Origin of the sequence: Streptomyces sp. NPDC050988 (assembly GCF_044456225.1) — a bacterium.
Taxonomy (GTDB): Bacteria; Actinomycetota; Actinomycetes; order Streptomycetales; family Streptomycetaceae; genus Streptomyces.
Window position 1 is genome coordinate 374310 of the sequence record NZ_JBITFQ010000004.1, and the last position, 16538, is coordinate 390847.

Genomic DNA, 16538 nt, shown 5'->3' on the forward strand with positions numbered 1-16538 from the left:
CTACAACAACACCCCAACGGCGCCTGGGTGAACGATCCGCGAGACTCAGTTGAGCATGGCCCGTGCGGCCCGAGCCTGCCCCCGAACCCGATCGGCGGCAGGCTCATCAACGGCGGCAACAACCTCCGCGTACGCATCGAGCTCCAACGCCCCCGCGAGAAAGTCCCCGCGCCCGACAAGCAACTGCGCCCGCTCGTACCGAAGCCGAGCGGGATGGGACGGCAGCAGCAGGGAAAGCTCGACGGCCCACAGGGCGACATCTGACCGCTCCGGCCGCGCGGCCGCCCAGGCACGGATGTTGTTCAGGATGCGCAGGACGACGTCCAGCGGATCGGCGGGCGACAGCATCGACGGATCCAGTGGCGCCCCCGTCGCACCGGCCACCAGCAACTCGGCGTCGGTCCCGGTCAGCACCCGGCCCCCGTCGAAGGGATCGGCGAGAACCTGCTGCTCGGGCGGACCGAAGCCGACGACGAAGTGCCCCGGCAGAGCGACCCCGTACACCGGCGCGCCCGCCCGCCTCGCGACCTCCATCCACACCACCGAGAGCAGGATCGGCAGCCCGCGCCGCCGCCGCAGCACCTCGTGCAGCAGCGAGGAGTCGAGCCGCTGATAGTCCCCGGGCGTACCCCGGAACCCGCAGCGGCCGCCGAGGTGCTCGGCGAGCGCCGCGGCCCAGGACCGCGGCCCGCCGGGCCGGAACGGCAGCTCCCCGGCCAGCCGGTCCAGCTCGATCTGCGCCGAGTCCAGGCCGGCCTCGTCCAGCTCCCCGTCCGCCTGGGCGCCCACCAGCAGACACAACGCCGACAGATCGGGCCGCTCGGCCCGCGCCTCGTCGCCGAACCGCCGCCGCCACTCGGCACTCCGCTCGGGCCCGGGAGGATGAAGAGGACGCATAGCTGCCTCGTGCCCTTTCACGCCGATCGATACCGCTCTGTGGCTCCGCCACGGACTTCGCCGCCGGGGAGGCGACCGACGCGTTCGTCGGTACCCGCGGAGGCTCCGCCGCCCGTTGTCGCGGGCCCGCGGTAGTGGTGGTACGCGTGATGCGCCGTGAAGCCCATCCGCGCGTACAGGGCCCGGGCGCCCGCGTTGTCGGCCTCCACCTGGAGCCATGCCGCCGAGGCGCCCTCGGACAGTGCCCGGCGGGCCAGGGCCGTCATGACCGTGGTGGCGAGACCCTGGCGGCGCAGGGCCGGATCGACCTCCACCGCCGCGAAACCGGCCCAGCGCCCGTCGATCACACAGCGGCCGATCGCCGCCGGTATGCCCGGCTCGGCTCCCGGCACGGTCGCGAACCACACCGAGGGGCCGCTGCCCAGCACCTCCAGGGCCACCCCGCTCACGCCCTTGCGCTGGTAGCGGCCGAGCCAGGCCTCGTCCGCCTCGCGCGCCAGCGCGACGGTCCGGTCGGGGCCGGGGTCCGGGAGATCACCGATCGGGGCCAGAGCGCCGATCCACATCTCCGCGGTCACCTCGCGCACCCACCCCCGCGCCTCCAGCTCGGCGCACAGCAGCTCCTGCGTGCCTTCGGCTCCGGTCGCGGTCTGCATGTACGCGGGCAGCTCCCGGGCCGCGTACCACTCCCGTACGAGCGACAGCGCGTCGTCCAGCGGGACGCCCGGGTCGCCGAGCGGCAGCACCGAGTTGGCGCGCCGGGTGAACCCCGCGGCGGCCCGCAGCTCCCACTCGCCGAGCCACTCCCGCTCGACCGGCTGCCAGGCCCGGGCGGCGACCCGGGCCAGCTCCTCGTAGGAGGCGGCCGGGCCCTTCCGCCGAGCGGGCGCGGCCGGCACGACCTTGCCCGCCACCAGCGCCGATTCCGGAATACGGACGCTCTCCCCGGACCGTCGTGTGATCAGCAGCACACCGTCGTCCCATGATGTGAGAACGCCAACCGTGTCGGTGAACTTCTCACCCTCAGGAGGGTCTTCGCGCAACCGTCGCACCGAGACGCGTTTCCCCACGTCAGCGGGGGTAACACGGACTTCGAGACGGAAGTGTGCGGAGAATTCCACAGCTCAGTCCAACCCTCCTGTTCGGATCATGCCCAAGAACGGAGATACTAGGTGCGGGCATCGACGACGCCGCGCTCCCGCGCGCCAGGTGGCGGGGCCTGAAGACGGCTCGCCAGCGCCCTATCGAGGAGGAACGACAGCGTGACCTACGTCATCGCGCAGCCTTGTGTCGACGTCAAGGACAAGGCGTGCATCGAGGAGTGCCCGGTCGACTGCATCTACGAGGGCTCCCGGTCCTTGTACATCCACCCGGACGAATGCGTCGACTGTGGTGCCTGTGAGCCGGTCTGCCCGGTCGAGGCGATCTTCTACGAGGACGACACTCCCGAGGAGTGGAAGGACTACTACAAGGCGAACGTCGAGTTCTTCGACGAGCTCGGCTCGCCCGGCGGTGCCAGCAAGCTGGGACTCATCGAGCGCGACCACCCCTTCGTCGCAGCGCTGCCGCCGCAGAACCAGTAAGCGCCGGTACGTACGCCGGGGGCCCCGCCCAGCGACGCCGGGGCCCCGCCCGGCGGTAGAAGCGCCGCCTCGGTCCCGTACGGCCTGCCGCCGTACGGGACCGAGGCGTTTGCCGTACGTGCCACCCGTCCGTACGGACGCCCGCGTCCGTACGAGAAAGTGAGCCAGAACCCGTGTCCGCAGTCTCCGACCGGCTTCCCACCTTCCCCTGGGACAAGCTGGAGCCCTTCAAGGCGACGGCCGCCGCTCACCCGGGCGGCATCGTCGACCTGTCCGTCGGCACCCCGGTCGACCCGGTGCCCGACCTGATCCAGAAAGCCCTGGTCGCGGCGGCCGACTCGCCCGGCTATCCCACGGTGTGGGGCACGCCGGAGCTGCGGGACGCCCTGGTGGGCTGGTGCGAGCGACGGCTGGGCGCACGGGACTTCACCCACCGCAACGTGCTGCCGGTGGTCGGCTCCAAAGAACTGGTGGCCTGGCTGCCCACGCAGCTCGGCCTGGGCCCCGGCGACCGGGTCGCCTACCCGCGCCTGGCGTACCCGACGTACGAGGTCGGCGCACGCCTGGCCCGCGCGGACTACGTCGACTACGACGATCCGACAGACCTGGACCCCACCGGCCTCAAGCTGCTGTGGCTCAACTCCCCGTCGAACCCGACCGGCCGGGTGCTCTCCCTCCCGGAACTCACCCGGATCGTGGCCTGGGCGCGCGAGCACGGCATCCTCGTCTTCTCCGACGAGTGCTACATCGAGCTGGGCTGGGAGGCCGACCCGGTCTCGGTCCTGCACCCCGAGGTGTGCGGCGGCTCGTACGAGGGGATCGTGTCGGTCCACTCGCTCTCGAAGCGGTCGAACCTGGCGGGCTACCGCGCGGCGTTCCTGGCCGGTGACTCGGCGATCCTCGGCGACCTGCTCCAGATCCGTAAGCACGGCGGCATGATGACCTCCGCGCCCACGCAGGCCGCGACGGTCGCCGCCCTCTCCGACGACACCCACGTCCACGAACAGCGCGCCCGCTACACGGCCCGCCGCACCGCCCTCCGCGACGCCCTCCTGACCCACGGCTTCCGCATCGAACACAGCGAGGCCAGCCTCTACCTCTGGGCCACCAGGGACGAACCCTGCTGGGACACCGTCGCCCACCTCGCCGACCTCGGCATCCTCGTGGCCCCGGGCGACTTCTACGGCCCGGCGGGCGACACCTTCGTACGCGTGGCACTGACGGCAATAGACGAACGGGTACAGGCGGCGGTGGCCCGCCTGACCTGATTGTTCGCCCGGGCGCGGGCTTGCCCCTTCAGGGGCGCGGGGAACTGCGCGACCAGCCACAGCGCACCCGCACCCACCCACTCACCGGTCAAGAGGTATCACAAGAGAAGGGGTCCAGGGAGGAAACTCCCTGGACCCCTTCCCCGTAAAGCCCCCGGGGGGCTTAGCCGAGCGGCAGACCCTGAAGCGGCAGCTGCCCCGCCCCAGGCAACCCACCACCGGTGGCCCCCGCGGCGTCACCGAGCACGTCACCCGCGGTCCCGGCGGCATCCCCGGCGGTCTTCTGCGCGGCGGGAGTCGTGGTCTTGACGGTCTTGCCGCCGGTCTTGCCCGCGGTCGATACGCCCTTCTTGACGGCCTTGCTACCCGCGTCACCCGCGAGCCCGGTGGCGTTCTGTGCGGCGCCGTCGACGGTGGTGCCCGCGTTGTCCAGCGCGGTCAGCCCGCCGAGGTCGGGGGTGGCCGGCAGTTCGGCCGCGCTCGCGGAGCCGGCCGCACCGACCCCGGCTGCCGCTCCCGCTGCGACGAGCAGCGCGGCACGGGCGATCCGGCGGGTCAGGGGGAGGGACATGATGCTCCTTTGACGGAAGAGAACGGTGAAGTGTCGTACCGTGCCCGGCAGTTGACCGACTGGCTGTCGGTCTTCCGTCGATCGACCGGCTGTTGATCGTTCCGGGCTCGGACGCAGTGACTACCGCTCGAAGTCCGCGAAGGTTGCGGTGACCCAACGTAAAGAGTTGGCAATGCGTCGCATTATCGGCTGTGGAGAAACCCGGGCAAAGAACGCCCGGTGAGAAAGTCTGCCGAATCGCTACGGCTCTTTGTTCCCAAGGGATTTGGCGGATTCGCCAGAGGCGCCGGAAGGGTCGGAGGAAATGCCTGGTCGGCCGTCGACATGCCGCGCCGGGCATGCCCCCAACGGGTGACGGCCCGTACTACTGCCCGGTGACGACCACTGCCCGGTCTACTGCCCGGTGACGATTCGGACTTCGCCCGTGGAGTTCCACGCGCCCGAGTCGTCGCGCCACTCGCTCCGGGTGCTCCCGGCCGTCCACGCCCGGCCCGCGTACGAGACCCGCTCGACGTGCAGCGCCGACGAGTTGGCCACCGCCCAGTGGGCCAGGGCCCAGCCGCGCCGCCGCTCCCCGCCCTGCGCGGCCGGGGTCTTCGGAACGGTGACGGTCACGGTGCGCGTGCCGTCGGGGCCGTTGGAGGCGGTGGACGAGGTCGACGGTACGGCCGTCGGGGCGGACGGGGAGGCCGAGGGCGTGGCGGCCACTTCGGCGCCCGTCTCCTGGAACGCGTCGCGCCCGAAGTCCCGTACGAGCGCGGCACGTACCGCGTCCGGGCCCTCGGGCGGTGTGCTCGGACGGCCCTCGCAGGTGAAGGTGGCGGCCGCGCGCCCGGTCAGGGCCTGGGCGAGGAGCGTGGCGTCCGGCTCGTGCTTCGCGTACGCCTCCGGGAAGCCGCTGCGCTGGACGCGCTGCGCGGCGACGGTGAGCGGCAGTTTCGTGTAGTCCGGCACCTTCTCCAGGTGCTCGTAGAACTCGCCCGCCGCGTACGCCGGGTCCAGGATCTCCTTCTCGGTTCCCCAGCCCTGCGACGGCCGCTGCTGGAACAGGCCCAGCGAGTCACGGTCGCCGTGGCTGATGTTGCGCAGGGCGGACTCCTGGAGGGCGGTGGCGAGGGCGATGGTGACCGCCCGCTCGGGCACGCCGCGGTTGGTGCCGACGGCCGTGATCGTCGCCGCGTTCACCGCCTGTTCCGCCGTGAACTCGTACGACGCCCCGTCGCCGTTGCCGGAGACGACCGTGCACTTCGGTTCTCCCGTGCTCCCTGTCAGGTACTGCACGGCGAGATAGCCGGCGAGGGCGAGCAGCACGGCGAAGGCGGCTCCGGAACGGAGGAGACGGCCACGGCGTACGGACCTGGCGGAGGTGGGGGACGGCTCTGGCACGCGTACAAGGTACTGGAGAGTACGGTCGGCCATCCGTGGGACTGTGGACAAGCCGGTGACGGCAGAGGAATCAGGCCACCGACCGGGCCGGGACCCGCCTCGCGTTAGGGTCGACGGCATGGCCGACACCCAACTTGACCTCGCCCTGGACGCCGCCCGGCTCACCGCGCAGCTCGTCGACTTCCCCTCCGAGAGCGGCACCGAGAAGCCCCTCGCGGACGCGATCGAGGGCGTCCTGAGGGCCCTCCCGCACCTGACGGTCGAGCGGTACGGCAACAACGTCGTGGCGCGTACGAACCTGGGCCGGGCCGAGCGCGTGATCCTGGCCGGCCACATCGACACGGTCCCGATCGCCGACAACGTGCCCTCGCGCCTCGACGAGGACGGCGTGCTGTGGGGCTGCGGCACCTGCGACATGAAGTCGGGCGTCGCCGTCCAGCTGCGGATCGCGGCCACCGTCCCGGCCCCCAACCGCGACCTCACCTTCGTCTTCTACGACAACGAAGAGGTCGCCGCACACCTCAACGGGCTGAAGCATGTGTCCGAGGCACACCCTGAGTGGCTGGAGGGCGACTTCGCGGTCCTCCTGGAGCCGTCCGACGGGCAGGTCGAGGGCGGCTGCCAGGGCACCCTGCGCGTGCTGCTTCGCACGAAGGGCGAGCGGGCCCACTCCGCGCGCGGCTGGATGGGCTCCAACGCCATCCACGCCGCCGCCCCGATCCTCGCGCGCCTGGCCGCCTATGAGCCGCGCTACCCGGTCATCGACGGCCTGGAGTACCGCGAGGGGCTCAACGCCGTCGGCATCTCGGGCGGGGTGGCGGGCAACGTCATCCCCGACGAGTGCGTGGTGACCGTCAACTTCCGCTACGCGCCGGACCGTACGGAGGCCGAAGCGCTGGCCCACGTGCACGAGGTCTTCGCCGACTGCGGTGTCGAGGAGTTCGTGGTCGACGACCACAGCGGCGCGGCGCTGCCGGGCCTCTCCCACCCCGCTGCCGCCGCCTTCATCGAGGCCGTCGGGGGCACCCCCCAGCCCAAGTACGGCTGGACGGACGTCTCTCGCTTCAGCGCGCTCGGCGTCCCGGCCGTCAACTACGGCCCCGGAAACCCCCATCTGGCACACAAGCGGGACGAAAGGGTGGAAACCGCGAAGATCCTCGCGGGCGAGGAGCGGCTGAGGGCGTGGCTGACCGCCTGACCCGTACCTGACGGCGGTTCATGGCGGACATGTCGGCGTCCCCCCTCCGTAACCCGCGTAGATCTACGCTGGGGTGGAACGACCCGCACGCGTGAAGGGAGCGGACATGCCTACTGGCAACCCGGAGGGCAAGAAGCGGCCACCGGAGGAGCAGCGGCTGGGCCCCGTGCTGCGCAGGCGGGGACAGGTGCAGGCGAGCACCACGGACCAGCGGCTGCTGGACGCCGGCGGGCCCTCGGACTGGGTCCACACCGATCCCTGGCGGGTGCTGCGCATCCAGTCGGAGTTCATCGAGGGCTTCGGCACGCTGGCCGAACTGCCGCCCGCGATCAGTGTGTTCGGCTCGGCGCGGACGCCGTCGGACTCTCCGGAGTACGAGGCGGGGGTCGCGCTCGGGCGCGGTCTGGTCGAGGCTGGCTTCGCCGTCATCACGGGCGGTGGGCCCGGAGCCATGGAGGCCGCCAACAAGGGTGCCTGCGAGGCGAAGGGCATCTCCGTCGGGCTCGGCATCGAGCTGCCCTTCGAGCAGGGGCTCAACCAGTACGTCGATATCGGGCTGAACTTTCGCTACTTTTTTGTGCGAAAAATGATGTTTGTTAAGTACGCGCAAGGGTTCGTGGTGCTGCCCGGCGGGCTCGGCACCCTCGACGAACTCTTCGAGGCGCTCACCCTCGTCCAGACCCAGAAGGTCACCCGCTTCCCGATCGTCCTCTTCGGCACGGAGTACTGGGGCGGCCTCGTCGACTGGCTCAAGAACACCCTGATCGCCCAGGGCAAGGCCTCGGAGAAGGACCTTCTCCTCTTCCACCTCACGGACGACGTGGACGAGGCGGTTGCGCTGGTTTCGAAGGAGGCGGGGAGGTAGGGGGCTTTTCCCTCGCCCCCGCCGCCCCTACCCGTCCCATCCTTCTGGGGCTCCGCCCCAGGCCCCGTGGGGTTTGTTGTCGGGTGCGGGCCGGTGGGGGCTTGTCGCGCAGTTCCCCGCGCCCCTAGGTCTTTAGGGGCGCGGGGAACTGCGCAGTCTTTTGGGGGTTCGGGGGCGGAGCCCCTGAGCTAGTGACGGGAATGGGTAGGGGCGGCGGGGGCGAAAAAAGCCCTACGCCAGCCCCCGCCGGGCCACGGCCGGTGGGCGGTGGCCGGCGATCGACGCCACCATGTCCAGCACCTGCCGAGTCTCCGCGACCTCATGGACCCGGTACACCTGAGCCCCCAGCCAAGCCGACACCGCGGTGGTCGCGAGCGTCCCGACCACCCGCTCCTTCACCGGCCGATCGAGCGTCTCACCCACAAAGTCCTTGTTGGACAGGGACACCAGCACGGGCCACCCCGTATCCACCATCTCCCCAAGACGCCGCGTCGCCTCAAGACTGTGCCGCGTGTTCTTCCCGAAGTCGTGCCCGGGATCGATGAGCACGGACTCCCGAGGCACCCCCACCGCCACGGCCCGCTCGGCCAGCGCCAGCGTCACCCGCAGGATGTCGGCCATGACATCGTCGTACGCGATGCGATGAGGCCGAGTCCGAGGCTGGGTCTCACCGGCGTGCGTACACACCAGCCCCACCCCGTACCGCCCGGCGACCTCCGCGAGCCGCGGATCGACCCCGCCCCACGCGTCGTTGAGCAGATCCGCACCCACCTCGCACACGGCCTCGCCCACCTCGTGCCGCCAGGTGTCGACGCTGATGATCACGTCGGGGAACCGGCGCCGCACCTCGGCGACGAAGCCGACCGTCCGCCGCGCCTCCTCCTCGGCGGTGACCTCCTCGCCCGGCCCGGCCTTGACCCCGCCGATGTCGACGATGGCGGCGCCCTCGGACACCGCCTGCTCCACGCGCGCGAGCGCGGGCTCGTCGCGGAAGGTGGCGCCCTGGTCGTAGAAGGAGTCGGGGGTCCGGTTCACGATCGCCATGATCACCGGCTCGTGCGCTGCGAACTCGCGCCTGCCCAGCCTGAGCATCCCCTGTGACCTCTCCCAGTAGTTGGCAACGGATGTCGCCTTTCCGCCGCCTGCGACCCTAACTGTCAGAGTCGCATGGCACGATCGGAGCCTGATACTTTCCGCGCCGACGCGTCCGCGTCGGCACCAGAGTGTGGCTCTGCCTCCGGCTGAGGCGCCCCGGAGGCACAGCACAATAGAAGGGGTACCTCAGCGATGTTCATGTTCTTGTTCCTGGTCGTCGCCCTCGTCGTCGTGGTCGGCGCGGTGACTCTCTCCGTGGTCGGCGGCGGTGAGAGCGGCGCCCTTCCCGAGACCCCGCCGGAGCGTCTGCAGGACCCGCTGCCCCTGGACCGCCCCGTGCACCGCGGTGACGTGGAGGCGCTGCGCTTCCCGCTCACGATGCGCGGCTACCGCATGGCGGACGTGGACGACGCCCTGGGCCGCCTCGGCGCCGAGCTGGCCGAGCGGGACGCCCGGATCTCCGACCTGGAGGCCGCGCTGGCCGGAGCGGCCCACGCGGCCCGGTCCACCTCCCTGGAGAAGCCCGCCGAGGAGGACCACCGGTGAGCGACGCCCTGAAGGGCTCGGACGGCGCCCTGCGCTGCCCCTGGGCGCTGTCGACCGAGGACTACGTGACGTACCACGACGAGGAGTGGGGCCGCCCGGTCCACGGCGACGACGCGTTGTACGAGCGGCTGTGCCTGGAGGCCTTCCAGTCGGGCCTCTCCTGGATCACGATCCTGCGCCGCCGCGAGGGCTTCCGTGCCGCCTTCGCGGGCTTCAAGATCTCCGAGGTCGCCACGTTCACGGACGCCGACAAGGAGCGCCTCCTCGCCGACCCCGGCATCATCCGCAACCGCGCCAAGATCGAGGCGACGGTGGCCAACGCGCGCGTGCTCACGGAATGGGCGCCGGGCGAGCTGGACGAACTGATCTGGTCCTTCGCCCCCGACCCGGCGACCCGCCCGGCCCCGAAAGCCCTCGCCGACGTCCCCGCGGTCACCGACGAGTCGAAAGCCCTCTCCAAGGCCCTCAAGAAGCAAGGCATCCGCTTCGTCGGCCCCACCACGGCCTACGCCTTGATGCAGGCGTGCGGCCTGGTCAACGACCACTTGCAGGACTGTGTGGCAAGGCCCCACTGAGGCGCGTCCCTCAGGGGCGCGGGGAACTGCGCGACAAGCCACAACGCACCCGCAGCTCCCCACAAACAGTCACCGCCCCAAATACTTCGGCTTCTCCTTGTTGACGAACGCCTGCACAGCGATCACGTGATCCTCGGAGGACCCGGCCCGCGTCTGCAACTCGTCCTCCTTCTCCAAGGTCTCCTCCAGCGAGTGGGTCAGCCCGTAGGCGAGGGACTCCTTCAGCGCCGCGTACGCCAGAGTCGGCCCCTCGGCCAGACCCCGAGCCACCTTCACCGCCTCAGCCGCCAGCTCGGCACCCGGTACAACCCGGTTGGCGATCCCCAGCTCGTACGCCTCCTGGGCGGTGATGCTGCGCGGAAACAGCAGCAGATCCGCGGCCCGGGAAGGCCCGACGACCCGGGGCAGCGTCCACGAGATCCCGGAGTCGGCGGTCAACGCGACTCCGGCGAACGACGTGTTGAAGGCGGCGGTGTCGGCAACGATCCGATAGTCCGCGGCGAGTGCGAAACCGAGGCCGGCGCCGGCCGCGACCCCGTTGACGGCCGCCACGACCGGCTTCGCCGCCCCGGTCAGGGCCCGCACGATCGGGTTGTAGTGCTCCTGGACGGTGCTCATGACACCTCCGCCCGAGCCCGACTCGCGCGCCGCCATCAGCCCGCCGATGTGCTCCTTGAGGTCCTGGCCCACACAGAAGGCCCGGTCACCGGCGGCGGTGAGCAGCACGGCCCGTACGGAGTCGTCCGCCGCGGCCGCCTGTGCCGCCTCGCGGAAGGCGACCTTGGTCTCGATGTTCATCGCGTTCATCGCCTCGGGGCGGTTGAGCGTGATCGTCGCGAGTCCGTCGCTCACCTCGTAGAGCACGGTGTCGGCCATGGGGGTCCCCTCTGGTTCGCGGCTCCGTCGTACCCGTCGGTACGTTCTGGTCTGAGGACAGCATGGCGGAGATCATGAGCGGCGGCGGGGTTCGGACATGTGACCTGCGTCAAAGAATTCCGGCGTCCGAAAGTCCATGCAGCGGTGCGGCAGCGGCGCAGTATCGCAGCCACTTCGGCGAATTGAGTGGTTTTGCTCAAGCGCGTTGCGCAAGCGATGCCGACTGATGTTGGTCATCGGGTCCTGAGATGCGGGATAATGGCCTGGAAGCAATGTGTTCGATGCCGGTGACGCGTGTCCGACGAGAGGATGCGTGCCCTTCAGTGGGGCCGTCGGCGACGATGAGCTGGTTTCAGGAAGGGGAACGAGCATGGCGGCCATGAAGCCGCGGACGGGCGATGGCCCGCTCGAGGTGACCAAGGAGGGGCGGGGCATCGTCATGCGCGTTCCGCTCGAAGGCGGCGGTCGGCTCGTCGTCGAGCTGACCCCTGACGAGGCCGACGCGCTCGGCGACGCCCTCAAGAAGGTCGTCGGCTGACGCGGAACGCGACCATACCTGTCCACTGCCCCGGCATCCAAAGTGATGCCGGGGCAGTGGGTTTTCAGGGGTGCGTCAGCGACGTACGGCATGCTTGTTCGCGCAGGTCAGCAGTGGGTTTGGGGGCGGTCCGGCGAGGGGGCGGATCAGCGTTTGACCGCGCACAGCAGGCCGTCGCCGACCGGCAGGAGTGAGGGAATCAGCTCCTGGCTCTCACGGACCGCGCGCAGCAGTTCGCGCAGCCGCAGGACCTCCGTGGGCTGCGGGCCCGACTCCACGGTCCGGCCGTTCGCGAAGACTCCCTCGAAGACGACCAGGCCACCGGGCCTGAGCAGGCGCAACGATTCAGCGAGGTAGTCGAGGCTCTCGAGACGGTCGCCGTCGCAGAAGACGAGGTCGTAGCCGGCGTCCGCGAGCCGGGGCAGGACGTCCAGCGCGCGGCCCGGGATGAAGCGGGCCCGGTTGCTTGCGAAGCCGCACGCGCGGAAGGCCTGGCGGGCGAACTGCTGGTGCTCCGGCTCCGGATCCACGGTCGTCAGTACACCGTCCGGCCGCATGCCGTGCAGAAGATGAATTCCGGAGACCCCGGTCCCGGTGCCGATCTCCGCGACCGCCTTGGCGTCCACGGTGGCGGCGAGCAGTCGCAGCGCGGCGCCCGTGCCGGGCGACACCGAGCGCAGCCCTGCGTCCCGGGCCCGGTCCCGGGCCCAGTGCAGTGCTTCGTCCTCGGCGACAAAGGCGTCGGCGAACGCCCAGCTCGTCAGCCGGTTGCCGGTAATGGCCCTCTCCTGTCCCCGTGGTTGCCTGGGCGTGACTGTATCCGTTGCCGCCGGGAACCCGCAGATGGGACCGGGCGTTTAGAGGGGGTGGGGAACTACGCGGGGGTAGCAGATGGATCAGGACACCGAGCAAGTGCTGACGCAGCCATATGAGCGCGTATCAAATTCTCGTAAAACCGCTTATCCGGAGCTAACGGGCGAGGTGGCTATGGTAGGGGCTCCACCGGACACCACCAGAGCCGACAGGGGAGGTGCGGCTGCGCCTGTGGATCGGGGAGGGGTGCTGAGGCGCCTGCTCAGATCGGCGGGTGAGCCGAAATCTGTGAACGACACCGCTGACCGTTTCCGCACCACTGACTCCGCTCAGACCGCGACCTTCACGTCCGACGCGGACTCGCAGGCGTGGACTCCGCCCACCTGGGAGGAGATCGTCAGCACGCACAGCGCCAGGGTCTACCGCCTCGCCTACCGCCTGACGGGCAACCAGCACGACGCCGAGGACCTGACCCAGGAAGTCTTCGTCCGGGTCTTCCGTTCCCTGTCGACGTACACGCCTGGCACCTTCGAGGGCTGGCTCCACCGCATCACCACCAACCTCTTCCTGGACATGGTCCGCCGCAAGCAGCGCATCCGCTTCGACGCCCTCGGTGACGACGCGGCCGAGCGCCTGCCCAGCCGCGAGCCCTCCCCGCAGCAGGTCTTCAACGACACGCACTTCGACGCGGACGTCCAGCAGGCCCTCGACACCCTCGCCCCGGAGTTCCGCGCCGCGGTCGTCCTGTGCGACATCGAAGGCCTTTCGTACGAGGAGATCGCCGCGACCCTGGGCGTCAAGCTCGGCACGGTCCGCAGCCGCATCCACCGCGGCCGCTCCCAGCTGCGCAAGGCGCTCGCCCACCGCTCGCCCGAGGCCCGTGCCGAGCGCCGCGGTTTCGCGGTGACCGGAGTGCCCGCTCTGGGAGGAGGGGGCGCGAGCGCGTGAGTGGATCACGGCTTAATCCTGCCGATCGGCCCCTTACCGAGCAGCACCTCGGAGACCGGCTCTCCGCCCTGGTGGACGGCGAGCTCGGTCACGAGGCGCGCGAGCGTGTCCTCGCACACCTCGCCACGTGCGCGAAGTGCAAAGCCGAGGCCGACGAGCAGCGACGACTGAAGAACGTGTTCGCGGAGGTCGCTCCGCCACCCCCCTCCGAGAGCTTCCTGGCCCGTCTGCAGGGGCTCCCCGGAGGAGGTGACCCGGACGGCGACGGATCGCCGCTGGGCAGGGGAGGGTTCGGCACCTCCGGAGTCTTCGGTATGAAGCCGGACTCCTTCGGCTATGTGCCGTCCGGCCCCCATGCCGCCGTGCTGCCCTCCGAGCAGCGCGGGTTCCGCATCCATGACATAAGCCGGCGTGAGGCCGAGCGGTCGGCCTCACGGGGACTGCGCTTCGCGGCCGCCGCGGCCGGTGCCGTGTCGCTCGCCGCGATCGCGCTCGGCGGGGTGTCGACGGGCATGCCGACGGACACCACGGAGGCGCGTGGCGGGTCGGGCTCCGGAAGCAATGTGACGCCGATGCGGACGGCGAACGTGGGCGGGGCGACCAACCCCGACTCGCAGCGCCGCCGGTCCCTCACACCGCTGCTCGCGCAGGGACAGCGCTCCTTCACCGGGGAGGGGGGCGCGCAGACCGAGATGTCCGCGCCGCTGCTGCCCGGCGTGCCCGCGCCCCTGACACCCACGCCCGCCGAGCAGGACGCGCGCACGCTGCACGCGCTGACCACCCCCGTGGTGGCCGGTGCCGCGGCGATGTCCCCGCTCATACGCCCCTTCAGCCCCGCCCCACCGGTCGCGCTGACCGCGTTCTCCACGGCGTCGGAGCTGGAGACGTCCCTGCTGCCCCTGGTACCGCCGTCCGACGCGTCCGCCTCACCTTCGCCTTCCTCCCCCGGCTGAACCGGCACTCTGCGCAGCGGCCCGTGAACCTGGTTGAATCCAGGGATGGGCCGTGCCCGCGGTAGGAACCCGGGCTCGGAGTGGACAAACCGCGGTGACCGCCGATGTGTCGAGCCGCGGGTCAGGTGTGGGGAGAGCATGGACGAGGGGAAGCCCACGAAGCCGAAGTGGTGGAGCCGGCCCCGGACCCACGTGCCGGAATCCGCTCCGGTGGACCCGGTTTCCGCGGGGGACGGCACGAGTGGGTTCCACGGGGGCGACATGGACGGCGACTTCGAGCTGGAGAAGCCCGCGGTTGGCGGCGCCTCGGGCGCCTTGGCTGCATCAGGCGCCCCGGGGGGCTCCGGTGCCGCTGGTGCCACGGGTGGCTCTGGTGCCTCGGACGGTGCGGGCGTTTCCGGCGGTGCGGGTGCGGTTGCGGGTACGACCGGCGCCGCGAACGCATCGGGCGGCGACGCCCCGACCGGTTCCGCCGTGGCGTCGAGCCGGATGCCGGACCAGGCACCGAACCTGGTGCCGGACCAGACACCCAGCCGGGTCCCGGGCCAGACACAGGGCCAGCCTTCGAGCGAGGTGCCGGCCGACGCGAGCGGTGCCGTTGACGTGCCTGGTGGCGCCGACGTGCCCGGTGATCGGCCCGAGGCTCTCGGGGAGCGGGGGCGCCCCAAGCCTCTGCACGACCCGGATCCCTACAGCACGCCGCCCTACGGCGGACCCGGTCCCTGGGCGCCCGCACCCCCGGTCCAGCACCCGGCGGCGACTCCCACGCACGGCACGGCCGTTCATGCGGTGACTCCGCCCCAGGGCACCCCGGCAGGAGCAGGGCCCGAGGACTCCGTCCCGAGGCCGGCCGCCACCCAGGGCATCCTCGGACCGGCGCTGCCCTCCGGCTACCACCAGGCGGCGGCCCCCCTCCACGGCACGCCCGACCACGGCCCCGCCGGCCACGGCGCCCCCGCGGCGGCCCCTCACCCCTTCGCCCCGCACATCCCTGGACAGCACGCCTCGGCCCCGCACGTCCCGGCCGCCCCCGCACCCGTGCCCCAGGACGACGCGCAGGCCCAGCCGCACACGCATCCCCAGACCCACCCCCAGGCACCCCACACCCCCTGGCAGAACTACGACCCCTGGGCCGCCGCCCCCCTCCAGCAGAACGGGGCGGCCGTCGAGAGCACGACCGGGCGGCGTCGGCGTACGAGGCGGGGGCTGGTCCTCGGGGCCGCGCTGCTCGCCCTCGTGTCCGGCGGCGTCGGCGGGGCCGTAGGGGCGTATCTGGAGCGCAACGGCGGGATCGACGACGTCGAGCTGCCACAGGCCGGGACCGAGGCCAAGGGACGGGCCGCGGACAGCGTGGCCGGGATCGCGGCCAGCGCGCTGCCCAGCGTGGTGACCCTGCATGTGAGCGGGTCGGAGGCGCAGGGCACCGGCACCGGGTTCGTGCTCGACCAGCGCGGCCACATCCTCACCAACAACCACGTGGTCGACCCCGCGGACGGCAGCGGCGAGATAACCGTGACCTTCAGCGGCGGCCAGACCGCCAAGGCCGAGGTCGTCGGTCACGACAGCGGCTACGACCTCGCCGTCGTGAAGGTGAGCGGTGTCAGCGGCCTCAAGCCCCTGGCCCTCGGCAACTCCGACAACGTCCAGGTCGGCGACCCGGTCGTGGCCATCGGCGCCCCCTTCGACCTGGAGAACACCGTCACCGCCGGCATCATCAGCGCCAAGGAGCGCCCCATCACGGCGGGCGGCGAGGAGGGCGACGGCAGCGACATCTCGTACGTGGACGCGCTGCAGACGGACGCCCCGATAAACCCCGGCAACTCGGGCGGCCCGCTGGTCGACTCCAAGGCCCGGGTCATCGGCATCAACAGCGCCATCCGCTCCGCCGACAGCGGCTCGGACCTGGAGGGCGGCCAGTCCGGCTCGATAGGCCTCGGGTTCGCCATCCCCATCAACCAGGGCAAGCGCGTCGCCGAGGAGCTCATCAACACCGGCAAGGCCACGCACCCGGTGATCGGCGTGACGCTCGACATGGACTACAGCGGCGACGGCGCACGCGTCGGGACCAAGAGCAACGACGGCAGCCCCCCGGTCAACCAGGACGGGCCCGGCGACCGGGCCGGCATCAAGCCCGGCGACGTCATCACCGAGGTCGACGGACAGCGTGTGCACTCCGGCGAGGAGCTCATCGTCAAGACCCGGGCCCACCGCCCCGGCGACCGCCTGGAGCTGACGCTGGAGCGCGACGGCAAGGAGAAGAAGGTCACGCTCGTCCTTGGTTCAGCCGACGGCGACTGACGGCGACTGACGGAACGATTGCGCGGGGCAGCCGACAGGAACTTCACAGGAAGCGGGCCGAACCCCGGCCCCATCAGGCAAACATCCTGGAAAACCCGCCGTGTACACGCGGTCGGAGGGCCCGGGAC

General features: G+C 71.2%; 17 protein-coding genes. 10 read left to right on the top strand and 7 right to left on the bottom strand.

Features of this window, described 5'->3' with window-relative positions:
• Window positions 1–45: 45 nt before the first annotated feature.
• The gene (locus tag ACIBEI_RS12950) at window positions 46–897 is read right to left on the bottom strand and encodes a tetratricopeptide repeat protein (RefSeq protein WP_398888028.1); all 852 of its coding nucleotides are present in this window, start codon (window positions 895–897) and stop codon (window positions 46–48) included.
• Window positions 898–914: 17 nt separating this feature from the next.
• On the bottom strand, window positions 915–2018 hold the full coding sequence (locus ACIBEI_RS12955) for a GNAT family N-acetyltransferase (protein ID WP_398888030.1): 1104 nt from the start codon (window positions 2016–2018) through the stop codon (window positions 915–917).
• Window positions 2019–2159: 141 nt separating this feature from the next.
• On the opposite strand from ACIBEI_RS12955, the gene fdxA reads away from it, so the two are divergent.
• Both fdxA and ACIBEI_RS12965 read left to right on the top strand, forming a co-directional pair.
• A complete protein-coding gene (fdxA, locus tag ACIBEI_RS12960; RefSeq protein WP_019058397.1) occupies window positions 2160–2480 on the top strand; it encodes a ferredoxin in 321 nt (106 codons plus the stop codon).
• 173 nt (window positions 2481–2653) lie between these two features.
• The gene (locus ACIBEI_RS12965) at window positions 2654–3748 is read left to right on the top strand and encodes a bifunctional succinyldiaminopimelate transaminase/glutamate-prephenate aminotransferase (RefSeq protein WP_398888033.1); all 1095 of its coding nucleotides are present in this window, start codon (window positions 2654–2656) and stop codon (window positions 3746–3748) included.
• Between the two features lie 163 nt (window positions 3749–3911).
• On the opposite strand, the gene ACIBEI_RS12970 is transcribed toward ACIBEI_RS12965, so the two are convergent.
• Together ACIBEI_RS12970 and ACIBEI_RS12975 are read right to left on the bottom strand one after the other, a co-directional pair.
• Window positions 3912–4319, bottom strand: coding sequence for an ATP-binding protein (locus ACIBEI_RS12970; RefSeq protein WP_398888035.1), 408 nt, complete (start codon window positions 4317–4319; stop codon window positions 3912–3914).
• Window positions 4320–4712: 393 nt separating this feature from the next.
• On the bottom strand, window positions 4713–5705 hold the full coding sequence (locus tag ACIBEI_RS12975; RefSeq protein ID WP_398888037.1) for a heavy metal transporter: 993 nt from the start codon (window positions 5703–5705) through the stop codon (window positions 4713–4715).
• A gap of 118 nt (window positions 5706–5823) precedes the next feature.
• On the opposite strand from ACIBEI_RS12975, the gene dapE reads away from it, so the two are divergent.
• Window positions 5824–6903 (top strand): succinyl-diaminopimelate desuccinylase, encoded by a 1080-nt coding sequence (dapE, locus tag ACIBEI_RS12980; protein ID WP_398888039.1) that lies wholly within the window; start codon window positions 5824–5826, stop codon window positions 6901–6903.
• Between the two features lie 106 nt (window positions 6904–7009).
• Window positions 7010–7768, top strand: coding sequence for a TIGR00730 family Rossman fold protein (locus ACIBEI_RS12985; RefSeq protein WP_398888041.1), 759 nt, complete (start codon window positions 7010–7012; stop codon window positions 7766–7768).
• 231 nt (window positions 7769–7999) lie between these two features.
• On the opposite strand, the gene folP is transcribed toward ACIBEI_RS12985, so the two are convergent.
• On the bottom strand, window positions 8000–8860 hold the full coding sequence (folP, locus tag ACIBEI_RS12990) for a dihydropteroate synthase (protein ID WP_398888043.1): 861 nt from the start codon (window positions 8858–8860) through the stop codon (window positions 8000–8002).
• A 195-nt stretch (window positions 8861–9055) separates the two neighbouring features.
• Here folP and ACIBEI_RS12995 point away from each other — a divergent pair, with 195 nt between their 5' ends.
• On the top strand, window positions 9056–9409 hold the full coding sequence (locus tag ACIBEI_RS12995) for a DivIVA domain-containing protein (RefSeq protein ID WP_055614046.1): 354 nt from the start codon (window positions 9056–9058) through the stop codon (window positions 9407–9409).
• On the top strand, window positions 9406–9984 hold the full coding sequence (locus ACIBEI_RS13000) for a DNA-3-methyladenine glycosylase I (RefSeq protein WP_398888046.1): 579 nt from the start codon (window positions 9406–9408) through the stop codon (window positions 9982–9984). The genes ACIBEI_RS12995 and ACIBEI_RS13000 overlap by 4 nt, the downstream gene beginning before the upstream one ends.
• A gap of 69 nt (window positions 9985–10053) precedes the next feature.
• Here ACIBEI_RS13000 and ACIBEI_RS13005 read toward each other — a convergent pair whose 3' ends face one another.
• Complete coding sequence (locus ACIBEI_RS13005; protein ID WP_398888048.1) at window positions 10054–10860, bottom strand: enoyl-CoA hydratase/isomerase family protein; 807 nt, start codon at window positions 10858–10860, stop codon at window positions 10054–10056.
• A gap of 370 nt (window positions 10861–11230) precedes the next feature.
• On the opposite strand from ACIBEI_RS13005, the gene ACIBEI_RS13010 reads away from it, so the two are divergent.
• Window positions 11231–11398, top strand: coding sequence for a DUF3117 domain-containing protein (locus tag ACIBEI_RS13010; protein WP_003966491.1), 168 nt, complete (start codon window positions 11231–11233; stop codon window positions 11396–11398).
• A 146-nt stretch (window positions 11399–11544) separates the two neighbouring features.
• On the opposite strand, the gene ACIBEI_RS13015 is transcribed toward ACIBEI_RS13010, so the two are convergent.
• On the bottom strand, window positions 11545–12243 hold the full coding sequence (locus ACIBEI_RS13015) for an O-methyltransferase (protein ID WP_398888328.1): 699 nt from the start codon (window positions 12241–12243) through the stop codon (window positions 11545–11547).
• Between the two features lie 214 nt (window positions 12244–12457).
• On the opposite strand from ACIBEI_RS13015, the gene sigE reads away from it, so the two are divergent.
• The 3 genes from sigE to ACIBEI_RS13030 all read left to right on the top strand — a co-directional run bounded on the left by sigE (window position 12458) and on the right by ACIBEI_RS13030 (window position 16410).
• Window positions 12458–13159: an RNA polymerase sigma factor SigE gene (sigE, locus tag ACIBEI_RS13020; protein WP_398888050.1), complete on the top strand. Its 702-nt coding sequence runs from the start codon at window positions 12458–12460 to the stop codon at window positions 13157–13159.
• On the top strand, window positions 13156–14112 hold the full coding sequence (locus ACIBEI_RS13025; protein WP_398888052.1) for an anti-sigma factor family protein: 957 nt from the start codon (window positions 13156–13158) through the stop codon (window positions 14110–14112). The genes sigE and ACIBEI_RS13025 overlap by 4 nt, the downstream gene beginning before the upstream one ends.
• 138 nt (window positions 14113–14250) lie before the next feature.
• Window positions 14251–16410 (top strand): trypsin-like peptidase domain-containing protein, encoded by a 2160-nt coding sequence (locus ACIBEI_RS13030; protein ID WP_398888054.1) that lies wholly within the window; start codon window positions 14251–14253, stop codon window positions 16408–16410.
• The last annotated feature ends 128 nt before the right edge of the window (window positions 16411–16538 follow it).

Excerpts from the sequence above, each read along its gene's own strand:
- ACIBEI_RS12950 (WP_398888028.1), bottom strand. The coding sequence starts at position 897 with ATGCGTCCTCTTCATCCTCCCGGGCCCGAGCGGAGTGCCGAGTGGCGG.
- ACIBEI_RS12970 (WP_398888035.1), bottom strand. The coding sequence starts at position 4,319 with ATGTCCCTCCCCCTGACCCGCCGGATCGCCCGTGCCGCGCTGCTCGTC.
- dapE (WP_398888039.1), top strand. The coding sequence starts at position 5,824 with ATGGCCGACACCCAACTTGACCTCGCCCTGGACGCCGCCCGGCTCACC.
- ACIBEI_RS12985 (WP_398888041.1), top strand. The coding sequence starts at position 7,010 with ATGCCTACTGGCAACCCGGAGGGCAAGAAGCGGCCACCGGAGGAGCAG.
- folP (WP_398888043.1), bottom strand. The coding sequence starts at position 8,860 with ATGCTCAGGCTGGGCAGGCGCGAGTTCGCAGCGCACGAGCCGGTGATC.
- ACIBEI_RS12995 (WP_055614046.1), top strand. The coding sequence starts at position 9,056 with ATGTTCATGTTCTTGTTCCTGGTCGTCGCCCTCGTCGTCGTGGTCGGC.
- ACIBEI_RS13005 (WP_398888048.1), bottom strand. The coding sequence starts at position 10,860 with ATGGCCGACACCGTGCTCTACGAGGTGAGCGACGGACTCGCGACGATC.
- ACIBEI_RS13010 (WP_003966491.1), top strand. The coding sequence starts at position 11,231 with ATGGCGGCCATGAAGCCGCGGACGGGCGATGGCCCGCTCGAGGTGACC.
- ACIBEI_RS13030 (WP_398888054.1), top strand. The coding sequence starts at position 14,251 with ATGGACGAGGGGAAGCCCACGAAGCCGAAGTGGTGGAGCCGGCCCCGG.